This window comes from Hyphomicrobium sp. NDB2Meth4 (genome assembly GCF_900117445.1).
In the GTDB taxonomy this organism is placed as follows: domain Bacteria; phylum Pseudomonadota; class Alphaproteobacteria; order Rhizobiales; family Hyphomicrobiaceae; genus Hyphomicrobium_A.
Genome location: NZ_FPEJ01000013.1, coordinates 685,709 through 704,987, shown reverse-complemented (window position 1 = coordinate 704,987; position 19,279 = coordinate 685,709). Strand labels below are relative to the sequence as shown.

Here is a 19,279-nt window from a genome sequence, read left to right as displayed (position 1 = left end):
CGATTCGTTCCATTGCAATCGAAATCCCGTCCCCATGTGCATAGTGGGGACGGGGTATTCGGGCCGCTCGACGATGAGCCGATTGAATCGGATACCGTCGAGCCATGGCAAACAACGCTCTCCAAATTTCCGACCGGCTCGCTTCACTCAGCAACGCCGGCGAATCCCTCCCCTTCCGTCAGGCCCCGCATAACCTCGAGGCGGAGCAAGCGCTGCTCGGCGCCATCCTGGTGAACAACGAGTCGATGGACCGTGTGTCGTCGTTCCTCGACCCGCAGCACTTCTACGATCCGCTGCACCAGCAGATCTTCGAGGTGGCGGCTAAGCTGATCCACGCGGGCAAGCAGGCGACTCCGATCACGCTGCGCACGTTCTTCGAGAACGCGGAGCCGATCTCGCCGACGCTGACGGTGCCGCAGTATCTGGGCACGCTCGCGGGCTCCGCAACCAGCATCATCAACGCGGAAGATTACGGCCGCACGATTTATGATCTCGCCACACGCCGCGCGCTGATCATCATCGGCGAGGACCTCGTCAACAACGCGTACGACAGCCCGGTCGACCTTTCGCCGCGCCAGCAGATCGAAGAAGCCGAAGGGCGCCTCTACGGTCTTGCCGAGCAGCGCAAGTATGGTTCGGGGTTCCTCGGCTTCGGCGACGCTCTGACGACGGCCATCGAGATGGCCGCTGCGGCCTACGAGCGCGACGGGCATCTGTCGGGCCTCTCAACGGGCCTTGCCGACCTCGATTCCAAAATGGGCGGTTTGCAGTCGTCGGACCTCATCATCCTCGCCGGCCGTCCGTCGATGGGTAAGACGGCGCTGGCCACCAACCTCGCTTACAACATCGCCAAGGCGTACAAGGCCGAGCAGCAGCCGGACGGCTCGATGAAGACCGTCGACGGCGCAGTCGTCGGTTTCTTCTCGCTGGAAATGTCGGCCGAGCAGCTGGCAACGCGTATCCTGTCGGAGCAATCGGAGATCGGCTCGGAGAAGATCCGCCGCGGCATGATCACCGAGCCCGAGTTCCGCAAGCTCGTTGAAGTCTCGCAAGAGATGAGCCGCATTCCGCTCTACATCGACCAGACCGGCGGCATCTCCATCGCGCAGCTTGCCGCGCGTGCACGTAAGCTGAAGCGACAGAAGGGACTGGGGCTGCTGGTCGTCGACTACTTGCAGCTGCTCACCGGCTCTTCGAAGCGCGGCGACAACCGCGTGCAGGAAATCACCGAGATCACCACCGGCCTCAAGGCGCTGGCAAAGGAACTGGCGGTGCCGATCATTGCGCTGTCGCAGCTCTCGCGTCAGGTGGAACAGCGCGAGGACAAGCGTCCGCAGCTTTCAGACCTGCGCGAATCTGGCTCGATCGAGCAGGACGCCGACGTCGTCATGTTCGTGTTCCGCGAGGAATACTACGTGGAACGTCTGAAGCCTTCAGAGGGCACGCCAGAGTTCGCCGAGTGGATGACCAAGATGCAGCAGGTGTCGGGCAAGGCAGAAGTCATCATCGGCAAGCAGCGCCACGGTCCCGTCGGCACTGTCGAACTGTCGTTCGAGAGCCATCTCACCCGCTTCGGCAATCTCGCCCGCGACTATCAGGCGCTGCCGCACGGCGGTCACTAGGCCGGCCGCGGCTCCTTGCGTCGGGCGCGGAGCCTGGATTCTGGCTGGCCTCGGGTTGTAAGCGCCTCGTTTGCGGCCCGATTCGGGGCTACAAAGAGGGCTGGAACTTGGCTTTGCGAAGGAGGCGCCCGTGACCGAGTTGGCAGCCCGCACGCACGACGTCGACGGCAGCGCGCACCAAACGGTGCGGCAGGTCGTCGAATGGGCTGCGGGCGCGGACATCCCTGCCGGGGCCACAGGCGTCGTGGCTGTCGATGTTGGGCAGATCCGCGCCAACTGGCGTGCGCTCGCCAAGAGGGTTGCGCCGGCGGGGTGCGCCGCCGTCGTGAAGGCAGACGCCTATGGGCTCGGTGCAGCGCGGATCATCCCCGCGCTCTATCAGGCGGGCTGTCGCAGCTTCTTCGTGGCTACGCTGGGCGAAGCAGTTGCCGCGCGAGCGTCGGCGCCGGGCGCCACGATTTATGTGCTCGACGGCATCCTTCCCGGTTCGGTTTCCGACCTTGCAGCGATCGGCGCGCGTCCGGTGATGACAAGCCTCGAAGAGGCGCGGGCGTGGTCAACTCTGGCGCGGGATGATGCTCCTGCTCCGCCTGCCGCGCTGCACGTGGACACCGGCCTCAATCGGCTCGGCATGAGCGAAGCGCGCCTTGACGCGCTGCTCGCCGATGGGGACCTGCTGGACCGTCTCGACATTGCGCTGGTGATGAGCCACCTCGCCTGCGCCGACGATGCCAAGCATCCTATGAACGCCGAGCAACTCGCCACGTTCAGGACGCGTTGCGCCAGGCTGCCGAAGGCGCGCGCCAGTTTGGCCGCGTCCGATGGCTTGATGCTGGGCAAGGACTACCATTTCGACTTGGTTCGTCCCGGGTATGCGCTCTATGGCGGCCAAGCGACGCCACAGCGCATTTGCCCGGTTGGGCCGGTCGTGCGTGTTTCAGCGCGCATCCTCCAGGTGGAGGACGTGCAGGCAGGCGCACGTATTGGCTATTCGGCGACGTATCGGGCACAGGCGCCGCGCCGCATCGCGACGATTGCCGCCGGTTACGCCGACGGGATCTTCCGTCACGCGAGCGCATCGGACGGTGAACAGAACGGCATGGTTTCCATCCGCGGCCGGCTGGCGCCGGTCGTCGGGCGGGTGTCGATGGACCTCATCACCGTAGACATCAGCGATCTTGGTGATCCAGCGCCCCAGCGCGGTGACTTCGTCGATCTGATCGGTCCCGATTTGCCGCTGGAAGCCGTGGGGCTCAACGCGCGCACCATCGGTTATGAAGTGTTGACGCGCATCGGCGCGCGCTTTCATCGCCACTACATCGACAGCGGCAACTGACAAACCATGGCGAAGCCCAGCAAGACCGTGTTTGTCTGCCAGAATTGCGGAGCAACCTCGCCGCGCTGGCAGGGCAAGTGCTCCTCGTGCGGGGAATGGAACACCCTGATCGAGGAGACGGAGGCTGCGGCCCCGCCTGGTACCGGGCTTTCGCGCAAGACGAGCGGTCGCGTGATCGTGCTGGAAGGCCTCAAGGGCACGACGCAGGAAGCACCGCGTTTTTCGACCGGCATCGCCGAACTCGATCGTGTTACCGGCGGCGGTGTCGTTCCGGGGTCGGCTCTGCTGATCGGCGGCGAGCCGGGCATCGGCAAGTCGACATTGTTGCTTCAACTTGCTGCGAGCCTGGCACGCGCTGGGCGCCGGGCGGTGTACTTCTCAGGCGAGGAAGCGGCAGCGCAGGTGCGCTTGCGCGCGGCGCGGCTGGGCCTCAGCGATGCGCCGGTAGCACTCGCGTGCGAGACCTCGCTGGCGCACATCCTGGCGACATTGGAAGCGGGTCCGCCGCCTGATCTGATCGTCGTCGATTCCATTCAGACGCTGTGGGCAGAGTCGATCGAGGCTGCGCCCGGAACGGTCAGCCAGGTGCGCGCCGCAGCGCAGGCGCTGATCCGCCACGCCAAGCACGTCGGTAGCGCGCTGCTGCTGGTGGGGCACGTCACCAAGGATGGCCAGATCGCCGGCCCCAAGGTGATCGAGCACATGGTCGATACCGTGTTGTACTTCGAAGGCGATCGCGGCCACACATTCCGCATCCTGCGAACGGTCAAAAACCGCTTCGGCGCCACGGACGAGATCGGGGTGTTCGAGATGGCGAGCGAGGGCCTGCGCGAAGTGCGCAACCCGTCCGAGCTGTTTCTGGGCGACCGAGAGTCTTCAAGCCCCGGGGCGGCGGTATTTGCCGGTATCGAGGGGACACGCCCGATCCTGGTCGAGATCCAGGCGCTCGTGGCCCCCTCCTCCCTTGGCACGCCGCGCCGGGCCGTGGTCGGGTGGGACAGCAGCCGACTTTCGATGCTGCTGGCTGTGCTTGAAGCGCGCGCGGGATTCTCGTTTGCCGGGCAGGACGTCTACCTCAACGTGGCCGGCGGCTTGAGGATCAACGAGCCGGCGGCAGACCTGGCTGCAGCGGCGGCACTGGTGTCTTCCCTGTCCGGTGTGGCCATTCCGCGACATCGCGTCCACTTCGGGGAAGTCTCGCTGTCGGGGGCAATCAATGCCACGCCGCTGATGGGGCCACGACTTAAAGAGGCGCAGAAGCTTGGGTTTCGCGACGCGGTTGTCCCGGCGCAGGGGGAACTGGAGACGGGCGGCCTGACGCTGAAGCCGAAACGCCTTTCGCATTTGAGGGAGCTTGCCGATGGCTTGGCTCCGTGCGACTGACATGCAGCCGACGGCGGGTTTGCGACCGCCGCGCAACGGAGTTCATTAGACCATGCTGGGGCCGATCACCTATCTCGATGCTGCGCTGCTCGCCGTGTGCTTCATCTCCGGCCTGCTCGCCATGTACCGCGGGTTCGCGCGCGAGATGCTCTCGATCATCTCCTGGGCGGTGGCGGCAGCGGCAGTCCTGTACTTCGTGATCTTCCACAAGCCGTTCGCGCAGGACATGGCGCAACAGATGGGCACCAAGGTGCCGGTGGCGCAGATCGTGGTCGGCGCGGTCATCTTCCTGATTGTGCTCATTGTCGTGCACCTCATCACCGCGCGCCTTTCCGATGCGATCCTCGACAGCCGCGTGGGCATGATTGACCGGGTGCTGGGCTTCCTGTTCGGCGTCGTGCGCGGGTTCATCCTCGTCGTCATCCCCTTCATGTTCTACGAGGCGTTCTTCCCCGACCCCAACACGCAGGTGCCGTGGGTGAAGGAATCGAAGACGCTGCCGTACATCAAGGGGGTGGGTGACTCGATCCGTTATGTCCTCGAGGCCTATATGCCATCGTCCCTAACGGCACCTCCGGGCGAGCAGCCTCCGGAAGAGCAGCCGGCCCAGCCGCAACAACAAGGCGCACTGGAAAAGCGCTGGGGCGACGAATTAGCGCTTGAAGCGCCGGGGAGATATCATATTTCTGTCACGTGGCTGGTGGCTGCGAGCTGATCCCGCGGTCACCGACAGCGTTAATGTGCGTTCACCAATTCGGGCAGCGGCACGACACCAGCGGGAGGTGGCGATGACTCAACGGCTCGACGAGGTCGCAGAGCTTCAAGGCGAGAAGCTCCGCGGGCCGGGTTATCTTCGGTACGGCGACGACAGGCTCCGCGAGGAATGCGGGGTCTTCGGTATTTTTGGGCATCGGGATGCCGCGGCCATCACCGCGCTGGGCCTGCACGCACTTCAGCATCGCGGCCAGGAAGCCTGCGGCATCGTCTCGTATGACGGCCAGCAGTTCCATTCAGAGCGCCGCATGGGGCTCGTCGGCGACAACTTCTCGCGCGCTTCGGTCATCGACCGGCTCAAAGGCCATATGGCCATCGGCCACAACCGCTACTCGACCTGCGGCGATGCCGTGCTCCGCAACGTGCAGCCGCTGTTCGCCGACATCGATACTGGCGGCTTTGCCGTCGCCCACAACGGCAACCTGACCAATGCGCTGACGCTGCGCCAGGAACTGATCTCCACCGGCGCCATCTGTCAGTCGACCTCCGACACCGAGGTCATTCTTCATCTCCTTTCCCGCTCCACCAAACGCCGCATCGTCGAGCGCTTCGTCGAAGCCATCCGCCAGATCGAAGGCGCTTACGCGCTGGTCGGCCTCACCAACGATATGATGATCGGCGCGCGCGATCCGATCGGCATCCGCCCGCTGGTGCTGGGCAAACTCGGCTCCGCTTACGTGCTCGCCTCGGAGACTTGTGCGCTGGACATGGTCGGCGCCGAGTTCATCCGTGAGGTCGAGAACGGCGAGGTCGTCGTCATCACGGAGAGCGGCGTCGAGAGCCATCGCCCGTTCCCGATGCGCCCTGCCCGCCCCTGCATCTTCGAGTACATCTATTTCGCCCGGCCAGACTCCGTCATTGCCGGGCGCACTGTTTATGACATCCGCAAGCAGATGGGCGTGCAGCTTGCGCACGAGGCCCCGGCGGATGTGGACGTCATCGTGCCGATCCCCGACTCGGGCGTGCCGGCGGCCATCGGGTTCGCGCAGGAGGCCGGCGTTCCCTTCGAACTCGGCATCATCCGCAATCACTATGTCGGTCGCACGTTCATCGCGCCGGAGCAGCAGATCCGCACCTTGGGCGTGAAGCTGAAGCATTCGGCAAATGCCAGCGTCATTCGCGGCAAGCGCATCGTGCTGGTCGACGACAGCGTCGTGCGCGGCACCACGTCGAAGAAGATCGTGCAGTTGATGTATGAGGCGGGCGCGCGCGAGGTTCACATGCGCATTGCCTCGCCGCCGATCACGCACCCGGACTACTACGGCATCGACACGCCCGATAAGGTCGATTTGCTCGCGGCCAACAAGGACCTCGAAGGTATGCGCCATTTCCTCGGCGCGGACAGCCTCGCATTCCTGTCGGTGGATGGCATCTATCGCGCCGTTGGCCTCGATGGCCGCGATGCGCGCGCGCCGCAGTTCACCGACCATTGCTTCACCGGCGAATATCCGACGCCGCTGACAGACCAGAGCGGACACGCCGTTCCGCGGCAGCTTTCGCTGCTTGCCGAGGTCGGGTAAGGCCTCGTTATGACCGTCCCCCGGTAGGGGTTGCAACGCCCGCCCGCGGCCTATAGCTGTCGGCGGGCGTTGTCGTATGATGCCGAGCTGTGATGGCCATGAAGAACAAAAAGCCCCTGAAAGATCGCCTCGCTCTCGTGACAGGCGCTTCGCGCGGGATTGGACGCGCGGTTGCCCTCGGCCTCGCCAAGGCGGGTGCGCATGTCGTCGTCGTTGCACGGACGGTGGGGGCGCTCGAAGAGCTGGACGATGAGATCCGTGCTGCCGGGGGTTCGGCGACACTGCTGCAGCTCGACATATCCAAGGGCGACAAGGTCGATCAGATCGGACCGACGCTGTTTCAGCGTTGGGGCAAGCTCGACATCCTGGTCGCCAACGCGGGCATCTTAGGTCCGCTGTCGCCGCTGCCGCATGTCACCGAAGATGCGTGGAAGCAGGTGATCGACATCAACCTATCGGCCAATTGGCGGCTGATCCGCACGCTTGACCCACTGCTGAAGCGGTCGGATGCGGGGCGCGCGGTGTTCGTCACGTCGGGCGCGGCCTCGGGTAAGTATGCTTACTGGGGACCTTACGCGGTGTCGAAGGCGGGGCTCGAATGTCTCGTCAAAACTTATGCGCACGAACTGGAGACGACCAACGTGCGCGTCAATCTTCTGAACCCCGGCCCGGTGCGCACGGGCATGCGTGCCAAGGCGTTCCCCGGTGAAGACCCCAACAAGCTGCCTTCGCCGGAAGAGCTGGTGCCGCTGTTCCTGGAGCTGGTCTCGCCTGCGTGTGATTTTTCGGGACAGGTCGTGAACTTCGCGGACTGGAAGAAGCATCACGCTGACGCGTGAGCAGAGTCAGTCGAAGTTGATGACCATGCCGTCGTAGGCAGGCTCGACACCTGCGGGCAGCTCGCGCCGCAGTGCTTCGTAATCGAGGTCGGTCGTCATGTGGGTGAGGATGGTGCGCTTCGGCTTCAGCCGCTCGACCCAGGCCAGCGCCTGCTTGACGCTGAAGTGGCTCGGATGCGCGGTGAAGCGCAACGCATCTACGATCCACACATCCAGACCTTCGAGCATCGGCACCGAGCTCTCAGGGATCTCGCTCACGTCGGGCGAATAAGCGAAGTTGCGGATGCGGAAAGCGAGCGAGCCGATGTCGCCGTGCACCTGCTGGATCGGCAGCGCTTCGATTACACCTGAAGGACCCTCAACGGCGATCGGCACTGCAGGCGCGATCGGGTGCGCGTTGAGGATCGGAGGATAGCTCGATCCTGGGGGCTTCTCGAAGCAATAGCCGAAGCGATCGACGAGGCTCTTCCGCGTGACATCGTCCGCCCAGACGTCGATGCGCCGCTTCATGGCATAGGACACCATGCGCAGATCGTCGATGCCGTGCGTGTGGTCGGCATGGTCATGCGTATAGAGCACGCCGTCGAGGGCTTCGCAGCGCACGCTCAGGAGCTGTTCGCGCACGTCGGGAGAGGAGTCGATCAACACGGTGGTGTGGCGCTGCTTACCAATGCGCTCGATCAGCGTGCTGCAGCGCCAGCGCCGGTTCTTGGGGTTGGATGGATCGCACGCGCCCCAGTTGGCACCGATGCGCGGCACGCCGCCCGATGAGCCACAGCCGAGAATGGTTGCGCGGTAGCTCATGCGGCAGAAGTCGGGCCCGATGCTGGTCGCTTGGCTTTGCGGAAGAGGCGGAAGAAATTGTCGGTTGTCGCCTGCGCGAACGCTTCCGGGGTGATGCCCTTGACCTTAGCAAGCGCGGCAGCCGTGTGCGCCACGAAAGCGGGCTCATTCGTCTTGCCGCGATAGGGCTCGGGCGCGAGAAAAGGCGCGTCTGTCTCGACCAGCATCTGATCCAGTGGCACAGCGCGGGCGATGTCGCGCAGGGCGTCATTCTTCTTGAACGTCACGACGCCAGTGAACGAAACGAAGAGGCCCAGTTCCGCAGCCCGGCGCGCCAGCTCGGGCCCGCCCGTGTAACAGTGCAGGATCGCCGGGAACGCGCCTTTTGCGTACTCGTCCTCGATGATCGCCAGCGTGTCCTGGTCGGCATCGCGCGCGTGAATTTCGAGCGGCAGGCCGGTGCGGCGCGCGGCCTCGATGTGGGCGCGGAAACCTTCCTCCTGGGCTTGCGGGGAAGCCTTCTTGTGGAAGTAGTCGAGGCCGGCCTCGCCAATGGCTACCACCTTCGGGTGCTCGGAGAGGCGCACGATCTCGTCGGCAGTGATGCCGCGCTCGCCCTCCTCGCCGGCGTTGTCGGGATGCGTGCCGACCGAGCAATAGATGCTGTCGTGCGCCTCGCAGATTTCGAGCAGCGAAGGAAGCTGGCGAATGCGGGTCGAGATCGTCACCATTGCTCCGACGCCCGCCGCCTTCGCGCGCGCCAGCAGCCCGTCACGATCGGCGGCGAGCTGGGGAAAATCCAGATGGCAGTGGTGATCGACGAGCATCAGGCCTGGCCCTTCGGCTCCTTCTGCTTCTTGGGTTGTTTGTCCTTCTTCGGCTTAAGCTCGGGCTTGTCGCCGGCTTCGGCCTCTGGCGGAACGTAACGCGGGAACACACCGGACGGCTCGAGCAGCTCCGTGCCCGGCTTCAGGCGGCCCGCTTCGCCCAGCGCCTTGAATGTGTGTGCTTCCATCGGCTGGCCCAAGTACTGGAGCAGCTTGGTCGCAGCATGGGGCGTCACCGGCAGTGCCAGGATGGCAACCTGCCGCACGACCTCGGCCGTCACATAGAGGATCGTCTCCATGCGCTTGAAGTCGGTCTTCTTCTTGGCCCAGGGCTCCTCGGCCGCGAAGTAGCGGTTGGCATCGCCGACCACGGCCCATACGGCGTCGAGATATTTCGTCACCGCTTGCCGGTCCATCGCCTCACGCGTCTTGGTGTAGAGCGCATCGGCGGCGGCGAGGATCGTCTTGTCGGCTTCCGTGAAATCACCCGGCTCGGGGACCTTCGCCTCGCAGTTCTTGTAGATCATCGACAGCGAGCGCTGGGCGAGGTTGCCGATGTCATTGGCGAGGTCGGCGTTGATGCGGTTGGCGATCGCCTCGGGGCTGTAGTTCCCGTCCTGGCCGAAGTTGACCTCGCGCAGGAAGAAGTAACGCACCTGCTCGACGCCGTAGGCGCGCACGAGGTCGAACGGATCGACGACGTTGCCGACCGACTTCGACATCTTCTCGCCCTTCGACAGCACGAAGCCGTGGCTGAAGACGCGCTTGGGCAGCTCGACGCCGGCCGACATCAGAAACGCCGGCCAATAGACAGCGTGGAAGCGCAGGATGTCCTTGCCGATGACGTGCACATCGGCGGGCCAGTAGTGCCAGAGCGGGTCTTTCTCGTCGGGGAAACCGACACCGGTGACGTAGTTTGTGAGCGCGTCCACCCACACGTACATCACGTGGCGCGCGCCGCTTCCGCCGTTGTCGCGGCCGTCGTCTGAATGCGGCACGGGGATGCCCCAATCGAGCGTCGTGCGCGAAATCGACAGATCCTCGAGCCCACCGCGGACGAAGCTCGTCACCTCGTTGCGGCGCTCGGGCGGCAGGATGAAATCGGGGTTGGCGTCGTAGTGGGCGAGCAGCTTGTCCTGGTAGGCCGAGAGGCGAAAGAAGTAGGTTTCTTCCTCAGTCCATTCGACGGGCGTGCCCTGCGGTCCGCGGCGCACACCATCCTCGCCGACAGTCGTTTCGCTTTCGTTGTAGAACGCCTCGTCGCGCACGGAGTACCAGCCGGCGTACGTCTTCAGGAAGATGTCGCCGTTCTTTTCCATGCGCCGCCAGATCTCCTCGACCGAGCGATAGTGGCGAGGCTCCGTGGTGCGGATGAAATCGTCATTCGACAGTTCGAGCGCGCCGGCCATCTCGCGGAAGCGCTTGGCGTTGCGGTCGGCAAGCTCGCGCGGCGTCAGGCCTTCCTTGGCGGCCGTCTGCTTCATCTTCAAGCCGTGCTCGTCGGTGCCGGTGAGGAAGAAGACGTCCTTGCCGTCGAGACGCTCGAAGCGTGCGATCGCGTCCGTGGCGATCGCCTCGTAGGCGTGGCCGATGTGCGGCTGGCCATTGGGATAGGAAATGGCCGTGGTGATGTAGAATTTCTGGCGCCCGCTCATGGACTTTTTGGTCCCTTGTCTCGAGATGCAGTTGTGAATGGTAACGGTGACCGGCTGTGCCGGTGCATCCGCTTCACATTCGGGCGGGACACGGAAGGTGGGTGCTGGTCCGGCGCTGCGGGTGCATCTCTCAGTCGGGCTTTCGATCCTGGGCGGCGGCGCTCAATGCCGCGACGGTTTGAATGATAAGGCTTTTGCGGTCGAGGTTGAGCGCAAGCGTATCGGCCTTTTCGCGGGCTACTCTTTCCCACAGGGCGGCGAATGAGGCAAGTCGGCCCGTGCCGATCAGCTTGGCGGCCAGGCTCTGATCCTCGGGGCTTCCCTCCCCCGTCGCGGCGAGCCTTATCAGGTGGGCCAGGGTGCCCATAAGCAGCTCAAAGTACAGCTCGAATTTGGGTTGGGCGGCGACGGGTTGTAGCTCGTCGGACAGAGCATGGACGGCTTTCCAGTCGACACGCGGAAGCAGACCCAAGAGACGGTCGATCTGGGCCTGCAGCGCGAGGCCGCCGGTGCCGAACAAGCCCAGGAGACGGGCGACGCTTCCCCCCGATAGCCGCTCGAGGGGCGCCCAGTCTGCGTCCGCCGGCGGGGGCATGTCTGCGGCAGCCAAGGCAGCGGTTGCCGCCGCCCGCAGGTCACTATCTGACAGCGGCGACAGCGACAGCATACGGCAGCGCGAGCGGATCGTCGGCACGAGATCGCCAGGGGCCGGCGACACGAGCAGGAACACCGTGCGCTCCGGCGGCTCTTCGAGCGATTTCAGCAGCGCGTTGGCGGCGTTGACGTTCAGCTCATTGGCTTCATCGACGATGACGACGCGCCATCCGTCGCCTGCGGCTCGGTGGCCGAGAAACGTGCGCAGGCGGCGCACTTCATCGACGGGGATGCTGGAGGCGAAGCGCTTGCCCTTGGTGTCGTACGGCCGGCGAACGACAAGCAGCCCCGGATGCGACAGCGCCCGCACCTGACGCGCAGCGATGGTTGCGTCATCGACGTCGAGGCTATGCCCGGTAGGGTCGCGTTCTTGTGGCTGCGCAAGCGCGGCGCGCGCAAATCGATAAGCCAGCGTCGCCTTGCCGATGCCTTTCGGGCCGGCCAAAAGCCATGCGTGATGCATGCGTCCGCTCGCCAGCGCTTCCGCGAGCGCGCGTTCGGCGTCCCCCTGACCGAAGAGGGCTCGCGTGTGACGCGGATGGGGAAAATCACCTAGCCGGTCGGCTTCGGGCAGCTCCTCGATCTCGGTGATGGCCGGTGCGCGCGCCATCAGCGGTCCGTGGATAGCAAGCGCGCTTCGACAGCACGCCAAACCTCAGCGAATACCGCCTCCGGCTCCTGCGTTGCGTCGATGAGCACGCAACGCTCCGGCTCCTGCGCGGCGATCTCGCGGAAGGCTTCGCGGAGCTTCCAATGGAATGCGAGGTCGCGCTTTTCGTAAGCGTCGGCCTCGGTGTCGGGATTGATCTTGTCGACTCTGCGGCTGTGCGCGCGACCAAGGCCCAGCTCGGCTGGGATGTCGAGTACGAACGTGAGGTCCGGGAAGGTCGGGCTGACAACCATGTGGTTCAGCACGTCGATAATCTCGCCAGGTAGACCGCCGGCCTCGCCCTGATAGACGCGCGTTGAATCGATGAAGCGGTCGCAGATGACCCACTGCCCAGCGTTAAGCGCCGGGCGCACAGTGTTGTCGAGGTGATCCGCGCGAGCCGAATAGAACAGCAGTGCTTCCGACAGCGCGGAGTGCTGCGGCATGTTTGGATCGAGGATGACGGCGCGCAGGGCTTCGGCAAATGGTGAGCCGCCCGGTTCGCGGGTGATCTCGGTGCTGATGCCGATGCGCGAGAGCTCGGCCGCGAGCAACCGCGCCTGGGTCGACTTGCCCGACCCCTCCCCGCCTTCGAACGTAATGAACCTGCCGAGCACTCTATGAAATCCCTAGCGGCTGAGCCGTTGGGCGTCGGTAACATGCCAACGGCGAGCGCGCTACAGCGGGACCCAGCTCAGTGCCAAGTGCGCCAGGGAATCGAGACCGCGGCGTACCAGGCCACCCGGCTCGACGTCCTGTGCAGCATAGAGCGGCACTTCGTTGACCTGATTGGTTTGGCTGGTCACCCTCAGCGTGGCGACGCGGTCGCCTTTTTTTACCGGTGGCTTCAGCGGTCCGTCGTAGATGATCTCCGCCTTGAGGCGGGGATTTTCCGGAACGCGCGGCAAAATCACCGAAATGGGTCCATCGCCCGTCAGCGGGACGTAGAACTGCTCGCCGCCCCACACACGCGCGCTGCCAACAGTCTCGCCGGCGTTGAACAGCTTGAAGGGAGCAAAGCTGCGATAGCCCCAGTCGAGCAGCTTCTTGGCTTCGGAGGTGCGGTCGGATTCGGTCGGCAGGCCCATGACCACGACGATCAGGCGCTTACCGTTCTGCACCGCGGAGCCAACGAGATTGTAACCCGACTCCTTGATGTAGCCGGTCTTGAGGCCATCTGCGCCAATGTCGAGTGGCAGCAACGGATTGCGGTTGTAGAACTTGTGCTTGCGATACTCGAACAGGCGCTGGGAGAAGATCGGGTAGTACTCGGGGTATTCCTTGATCAGGTGATGCGCCAACAGCGCGATCTCGCGCGCAGTCATCTGTTGTCCGGGATCGTATAGACCGCTGGGGTTGGCGAATGTCGATTTCGTCAGGCCGAGACGGCGCGCCTCAGCCGTCATGCGCTCGGCGAACTTCGCCTCCGAGCCGCTGAGCCCTTCTGCCAGGCAGATCGCGGCGTCGTTGCCCGACTGGATGAGCAGGCCCTTCAACAAATCATCGATCGTCGCCGGCGTGTTGATCGGCACGAACATCGAAGAGGTACGCGAGGGCGCGCCACCCGTGCGCCATGCGTGCTCGCTCATCGTGAATTCGTCGGTGAGCTTGAGCTTGCCCTCTTTGAGCGCCCGGAAGACGACCTCAGCGGTCATCAGCTTCGACACAGACGCGGGCGCGAGAAGCTCGTCGGCATTGTTCTGATAGAGAATGGCGCCAGTGTCGGCATCCAGAAGCACTGCCGCCTTCGCTCGCGTGTTGAAGCCGCCGCTCTGGGCCGAGGCCAATTGCGGCATAAGCGCGATGGCGAGCGCGACGAGCAGTGCGGCTGCCGCGGAGAGCGAACCGAGAGTGCTTCGATGTACGGAGAAGAGCATTGCGCCTTGGCACCTTGGGATGAAGCCGGACACCAGCAGGTTAGATCGGACTATCAATTCAGTGCGCAGCCGATGTCAACGCTTGGAAGTCCCTCTTTCGTCAAGCGATTCAGAGCTTGCGTCCGGTTCGAAGCCAGCAGCGGCGATTCGTGACATGGCGGATGCGGCGCCGGCATCGTCATAGGGACCGAGGCGCAGGCGGAAACCATCGGCCTCCGACGTGCCCACAGGCTCGACGGCTGCCGGATCTGGTCCGGCAAGCATCCAGCGAAGCCGCTCGACCTCAGTCCGGGATCGAAACGTGCCGACGCGCAGATAGGTCGCTGCTGGAGGAGATCCGAGCGCCGACGGCGCGCTGACCGTATCCGTCAACCCGCGGCGATACTGGGCGACCGACCACGTGGGCTGCTGGCCGGGAGTGCGCAGCGACCCTGTCGATATGGCTGATGTTCCGGTTTGCACCGCAGCATAGCTGTTGCCGGATTGAGATTGCGCAAGGAAGCGACGCTCGGCACTGTCATCGCCATTGAGCGGGGCGCGGCCGGCGTAGCGCACGCGTACGCGCGCCAGACCGTGCTGATGGAAACCGAGCGTGCGAGCCGACTGATACGACAGGTCGATCAGCCGATCCTTGGCGTAGGGACCGCGGTCGTTGACGCGCACCAGGATGGTGCGGCCGTTCTGCAGGTTCGTCACATAGGCATAGGACGGCAGTGGCAGCGTCGGGTGGCCGGCCGTCAGCGCGTACATGTCGTAGACCTCGCCGTTAGCGGTGCGGCGTCCGTGAAAGCCGGTGCCGTACCAGGAGGCAACGCCCGTGCGGTCGTAGTTGGGGTCCTCGTGCGGATGGTACCAGCGGCCGCCCACGCGATATGGGCGCCCAACCTTGTAGACACCACCGCCCTTCGGGATGCGCCCGCTGCTGGCAACCCGGGGGCTGGAGGTGACGCCGAGGCTGCTGTCGAAGCCGCTTCCGCCCGAGCAGGCCGCGAGCGCCAAGGGCAAAATTGACAACAGTCCCAAGGCCAGGGCGCTGGAGCAGCGGCGCGCGTGGAGGTGGCCAGAGGTGCTGCGAATGGCCGCCGGTGGCCACTGCGAACCGGGATTTGCTTTTTGAACCAACATACGCAACTGATCCGCCGATCAGGCCCGCGCAGCCTGACGCCCCTAAGCGATGCACGCCGCGACTGGCGCCCGCATGGCGCGAGGATGGCAAAACACGTTTGAGTTTGGGTAAAAGCGAGGCTCAGCTTGAGCCGTGCAGCGGAGAGCTATAGGTTCCGCGCCTCGCCGGGAGCGAAGATTGGAAGGGTGGCCGAGTGGTTTAAGGCAGCGGTCTTGAAAACCGCCGTGGGTGCAAGCCCACCGTGGGTTCGAATCCCACCCCTTCCGCCAATTCCACATCTGCCGACGTAGGCCCATGACGCTGGGCGTCGGAAAAAGCCCTGAATAACCTGAGCATTTACTGCCATCGCCATTTGTTGGTGTCTGCCCATGTCGGCTAGCATCGGGCGTCGATACATGGGCATAAACATGGGCAGGGGTGAATGTCGCGCTCGCTTCACAGGCTCTCGGCCGTCAGTGTGACGGGGCGGAAAAAGCCCGGGTACTATGCCGACGGCGGGGGGCTCTATCTGCGCGTAGCGCCGGGCGGGAGCAAGGGATGGGTCTTTCGCTTCGCTCGAGCCGGCAAGACGCGCGAAGCCGGACTCGGTGGATGTGCCAGCGTCACCTTGGCCGCAGCGCGCGAAGCGGCACAAAAGTGCCGGCAGTTAGTGGCCAGCGGCCTCGATCCCATAGATGTGCGCCGCGCCGAGGACGAGGCGCAACGGCTCGCCGCCAGTAGGGCCACGACGTTCGAGGCCTTTGCCAACTCCTACATGACTGCGCATGAGCCCGCATGGCGCAACGCCAAGCACGCCGCTCAGTGGCGGTCGACGATGAAAGCCTATGTCTATCCGGTGATGGGCGCCGTCGCCGTCGGCGATGTCACAACAGAGCACGTTTTGAAGGTGCTGAGCCCGATATGGGCGGTGAAGCCTGAGACGGCTTCTCGCGTGCGGGGAAGGATCGAGTCAATCCTAGACGCGGCCCGCGCGAGCGGCCTCCGCGGGGGCGAGAACCCAGCGCGCTGGCGAGGTCACTTGGACCACCTCCTGCCGGCGAAGAGCAAGGTTCGACGGGTCAAGCACCACCCGGCCCTCGCCTTCGCCGAGATCCCTCAGTTCATGACCAACCTGCGTCAGCTGACAGGCGTCAGCGCACGCGCACTGGAGTTTCTGATTCTCACAGCGACGCGGACGAATGAGGCGCTGGGCGCGTCGTTCGTTGAGATTGAGGCTGACTGCAGTTTATGGACGATACCAGCGGAGCGAATGAAGGGGGGGCGGGCTCATCGTGTTCCACTTTCCGAGCGTGCGGTAGCCATCGTCAGAGAGATGGCTGAGGTGAAGCAAAACGAACTGTTGTTTCCCGGGGCGAAGCCTGGCCGGCCGCTGTCGCAAATGGCGATGCTGATGCTGCTGCGACGCATGGGATGCGCTCACGTCACCGTGCACGGCTTTCGCTCGACGTTTCGCGATTGGGCAGCCGAGCACACACAGTTTCCCAACGAAGTGTGCGAGATGGCGCTTGCGCACGTCGTCGACGACGAGACCGAGGCCGCCTACCGGCGCGGCGACCTGTTCGAAAGGCGCCGAAAGCTGATGGCCGCATGGGAGAGATATTGCAGCAGCGAGATAGCGGGTTCTGCCGGCAATGGTGGTCATCAATTCCGCCAAGACCGTCAACGCCGCCAAGATTCTGCGCTGGGCGGGGTGGCGGACTTCAAGGGCAAGCCCCTGGTAGTGGGGCAACCACGATGATGTCGGCTGAGATTGATACCAGCACCCTATCGGATCGGGACAAGGCCGCCATCGAGTTGGCTAAGGGATTTCTAGCCAACCTAGCCGGGCCAAGTGACGACGAACGTCCATATGAAAATGGGTCAGAGGCTTGGCGGATGGCAGCAAGGTTCAATGCCATCTGCTTAGGATCGGAGCCATTGATCCGGCAGGCCCGGGACGGGGACGTCGACGCAGATCAAGTCGTGCGGATGATCTTGCGCGACCGGGTTGAATTGGGCGAACCGACATTGAGCAGTGCCGAGAAGGATTACCTGATCGACATCATCGAGGGGATGGCGCCGCTTGCATACGGCAAATTTGGTAACCGCCGAAGGCTCCATGATCGCGATCTTCTCATCGCAATGGCTGTCGCCCGCATCATGGAGCTTGGATACAAGGCCACCCGCAATCCAGATCGCCGCGGGACCAATGACGGCCATTCCGCGTGCTCGATAGTACACATGGCGCTCGAAGAACGCCGCCTCAAGTCGTCGGAAAGTAGCGTCAACGGGATCTGGACCAAGATGCACAAGGCGCATGGTGATCGCCTGCTATCAGGCGAGCCAATTCACTTGCCGGCGTCACGTGATGGTTGATCGTTACGAACATATGCCATGCATACGCTCGGTTTTCCGATCCAACATGACTCGCCTAACCGGATGTCATCGACAGACGCCGTCAGAGGTTGGGTATGATCGACGATAATCGACTTGCATATTCCGTTGCAGAGGCCGCGGAGCACGCCGGGGTTTGCCGCGACACGATCTATGGTGCCATCACATCGGGAGCGCTCACTGCCCGAAAGCTCGGCCGCCGCACGCTGATCTTGAAAGCAGAACTCGACGGCTACCTCAGGTCGCTGCCGTTAGTCGCCGGCAACCATCCCAACAGAGGAAACGAAAAAGCCGACCGGCGGTGACGCGCCGATCGGCTTTTGTACGTGTAGCGTCCGCGTGAACGGCGCCCTGGCAGGCGCACAATCCGTCACGCGTGGCCAGACTGCTCTCGACGGCAGCGACTATGACACAGGCTGAATCCTGCGCATAGGGCCACCCGCCAATTGGGCTCCCCATGTTGCGCACAGAAGTTGATGCCGGTGATAGCGCCGGTTCTGCCCCGCCCCCAGTCGCTCGAACTCGACGACCACGAGTTCTCAACGGTGATCGGCTCGCCGACGAATTGGCAATGTCCCGCGGCAGACCACTCAACGAGCTGCGAGCACGACTCCGAGAAGCGGGATTTGCATATGGAAGCGCTATCGCGCGGTCGCTTCCCATCACTGCTGATGAAGCGATCGGCAGCCTAAAGGCGGCAGCCTGCCGATGTGGCCTGTCCGACGAGCTCGGCGCCGACGCGGTCCAAGAGGTCATCGTCGCTAGCCTGCAAGCCGGTGAGCGTAAAGCTCGCGATGAACGCGCTGGGGACAACGACCCGTCGGCGGCAAGAGCGATCGTACGTTGCGCCGCTGAAATCGAGCCGGAGCATATCTCATGGCTGTGGCCGTTGCGCATTGCGTTGGGAAAGATCGCGCTGCTGGCCGGCCTCCCTGGCGTTGGTAAGAGCCAGTTGATGAGTTGGATGGCAGCGACGATCACAACCGGCGAACGATGGCCGGAGGGTGGGCAAGCACCCGAGGGTAGCGTGATCATGATCGGCTGCGAGGATGACGCGAGCGATACGATGGTGCCGCGATTGCAGGCCGTCGGTGCGGATCTACAACGAGTTCACATTCTGGATTGGGCTGTCGATCCAAAGAGCGGGCAGCGGCGCCATTTCGATGTGCACGGCCACATTGAGCAGCTGGCGGCACTGGTGCGACGCATCGGGGACGTCCGCCTAATCGTCATCGATCCAATCACGGCCTACATGGGGCGTGCCGACACTCACGTCACCGCTGACGTGCGCGGAGCACTGGCCCCGCTGCAAAGCATGGCGAGCGACCTGGGAGTGGCGGTGCTTCTGATAAGCCACCTCAACAAGACCGGCGACGGCAGCGCTATGGCACGCGTGACTGGCAGTGGGGCGTTTGTGGCCCTATCACGTTCGGCTTGGCTCGCTGGCTACGATCCGGACGACGAAGCCAGGCAACGCCGGATCTTTGCACCGATCCGCTGCAGTCTTGCGGCAAATCCCCCATCGTTGGCCTACATCGTCGAGCCAGTAGTCCTGCCAAGTGGCATCGTTACGTCGAGAATTGTCATCGACCCCGGCCCCGTGGCGATTACTGCCGATGAATTGGTACGGGCAGCGAGTATGCCTGCCTCGGCGCGTTCTGAGCTTGATGAAGCGAAGGGCTTCATTACGGCCGAACTAGAGGACGGGCCGAAGGAGACAAAAGCGATCGAGCGCGCGGCCAAGCAGGCCGGCATATCCAAGCGCACGCTGGAACGTGCCCGCGAAGCGCTGGGTGTCGTAGCTCGGAAGGACGGAGCAGGTGGCAGTTGGCGGCTGCGTTTGCCGACGACGGGTTGAGCG

At 64.0% G+C, this 19,279-nt stretch carries 17 protein-coding genes and 1 tRNA gene; 11 read left to right on the top strand and 7 right to left on the bottom strand.

The genetic code is table 11. The features are described 5' to 3' along the window. Positions 1-104 precede the first annotated feature (104 nt). From NDB2M4_RS18400 to NDB2M4_RS18375, 6 genes are all read left to right on the top strand, one after another. Positions 105-1,622 (top strand): replicative DNA helicase, encoded by a 1,518-nt coding sequence (locus NDB2M4_RS18400; RefSeq protein ID WP_072377678.1) that lies wholly within the window; start codon positions 105-107, stop codon positions 1,620-1,622. A gap of 130 nt (positions 1,623-1,752) precedes the next feature. Beyond that, positions 1,753-2,958, top strand: coding sequence for an alanine racemase (gene alr / locus NDB2M4_RS18395; RefSeq protein ID WP_244536226.1), 1,206 nt, complete (start codon positions 1,753-1,755; stop codon positions 2,956-2,958). Between the two features lie 6 nt (positions 2,959-2,964). Further along, the gene (gene radA, locus NDB2M4_RS18390; protein ID WP_072377676.1) at positions 2,965-4,341 is read left to right on the top strand and encodes a DNA repair protein RadA; all 1,377 of its coding nucleotides are present in this window, start codon (positions 2,965-2,967) and stop codon (positions 4,339-4,341) included. 52 nt (positions 4,342-4,393) lie between these two features. After that, the gene (locus NDB2M4_RS18385; protein ID WP_072377674.1) at positions 4,394-5,056 is read left to right on the top strand and encodes a CvpA family protein; all 663 of its coding nucleotides are present in this window, start codon (positions 4,394-4,396) and stop codon (positions 5,054-5,056) included. 73 nt (positions 5,057-5,129) lie between these two features. Beyond that, positions 5,130-6,635 carry an amidophosphoribosyltransferase gene (gene purF / locus NDB2M4_RS18380; RefSeq protein ID WP_072377672.1) on the top strand — a complete coding sequence of 502 codons (1,506 nt, stop codon included), beginning with the start codon at positions 5,130-5,132 and terminating at the stop codon, positions 6,633-6,635. Positions 6,636-6,727: 92 nt separating this feature from the next. Further along, a complete protein-coding gene (locus tag NDB2M4_RS18375; protein WP_139247373.1) occupies positions 6,728-7,474 on the top strand; it encodes an SDR family NAD(P)-dependent oxidoreductase in 747 nt (248 codons plus the stop codon). A gap of 6 nt (positions 7,475-7,480) precedes the next feature. On the opposite strand, the gene NDB2M4_RS18370 is transcribed toward NDB2M4_RS18375, so the two are convergent. The 7 genes from NDB2M4_RS18370 to NDB2M4_RS19870 all read right to left on the bottom strand — a co-directional run bounded on the left by NDB2M4_RS18370 (position 7,481) and on the right by NDB2M4_RS19870 (position 15,044). Then, complete coding sequence (locus tag NDB2M4_RS18370; protein ID WP_072377670.1) at positions 7,481-8,278, bottom strand: MBL fold metallo-hydrolase; 798 nt, start codon at positions 8,276-8,278, stop codon at positions 7,481-7,483. Beyond that, positions 8,275-9,084, bottom strand: a complete 810-nt coding sequence (locus tag NDB2M4_RS18365) for a TatD family hydrolase (protein ID WP_072377668.1) — start codon at positions 9,082-9,084, stop codon at positions 8,275-8,277. Before NDB2M4_RS18365 ends, NDB2M4_RS18370 begins: the two co-directional genes overlap by 4 nt. Next, a complete protein-coding gene (gene metG, locus NDB2M4_RS18360) occupies positions 9,084-10,739 on the bottom strand; it encodes a methionine--tRNA ligase (RefSeq protein WP_072377666.1) in 1,656 nt (551 codons plus the stop codon). The genes NDB2M4_RS18365 and metG overlap by 1 nt, the downstream gene beginning before the upstream one ends. A gap of 130 nt (positions 10,740-10,869) precedes the next feature. Beyond that, a complete protein-coding gene (locus NDB2M4_RS18355) occupies positions 10,870-12,003 on the bottom strand; it encodes a DNA polymerase III subunit delta' (protein WP_072377664.1) in 1,134 nt (377 codons plus the stop codon). After that, positions 12,003-12,659, bottom strand: coding sequence for a dTMP kinase (gene tmk, locus NDB2M4_RS18350; RefSeq protein ID WP_072377662.1), 657 nt, complete (start codon positions 12,657-12,659; stop codon positions 12,003-12,005). Before tmk ends, NDB2M4_RS18355 begins: the two co-directional genes overlap by 1 nt. A 60-nt stretch (positions 12,660-12,719) precedes the next feature. Further along, complete coding sequence (locus NDB2M4_RS18345) at positions 12,720-13,919, bottom strand: D-alanyl-D-alanine carboxypeptidase family protein (RefSeq protein ID WP_072377660.1); 1,200 nt, start codon at positions 13,917-13,919, stop codon at positions 12,720-12,722. Positions 13,920-13,994: 75 nt separating this feature from the next. Next, complete coding sequence (locus NDB2M4_RS19870) at positions 13,995-15,044, bottom strand: septal ring lytic transglycosylase RlpA family protein (protein WP_083556575.1); 1,050 nt, start codon at positions 15,042-15,044, stop codon at positions 13,995-13,997. 180 nt (positions 15,045-15,224) lie between these two features. Between NDB2M4_RS19870 and NDB2M4_RS18335 the strand changes: the two genes are divergently transcribed. The 5 genes from NDB2M4_RS18335 (at position 15,225) to NDB2M4_RS18315 (ending at position 19,276) form a co-directional block, all read left to right on the top strand. Beyond that, a tRNA-Ser gene (locus NDB2M4_RS18335) sits at positions 15,225-15,314 on the top strand. Between the two features lie 152 nt (positions 15,315-15,466). Further along, entirely contained in the window at positions 15,467-16,783 is a 1,317-nt protein-coding gene (locus tag NDB2M4_RS18330) for a tyrosine-type recombinase/integrase (RefSeq protein WP_072377658.1), read from the top strand. Beyond that, entirely contained in the window at positions 16,780-17,400 is a 621-nt protein-coding gene (locus tag NDB2M4_RS18325) for a hypothetical protein (RefSeq protein ID WP_072377656.1), read from the top strand. Before NDB2M4_RS18330 ends, NDB2M4_RS18325 begins: the two co-directional genes overlap by 4 nt. A gap of 95 nt (positions 17,401-17,495) precedes the next feature. Continuing rightward, positions 17,496-17,723 carry a helix-turn-helix domain-containing protein gene (locus tag NDB2M4_RS18320; RefSeq protein WP_072377654.1) on the top strand — a complete coding sequence of 76 codons (228 nt, stop codon included), beginning with the start codon at positions 17,496-17,498 and terminating at the stop codon, positions 17,721-17,723. Between the two features lie 152 nt (positions 17,724-17,875). Next, on the top strand, positions 17,876-19,276 hold the full coding sequence (locus tag NDB2M4_RS18315) for an AAA family ATPase (protein ID WP_083556573.1): 1,401 nt from the start codon (positions 17,876-17,878) through the stop codon (positions 19,274-19,276). Positions 19,277-19,279: the final 3 nt, after the last annotated feature.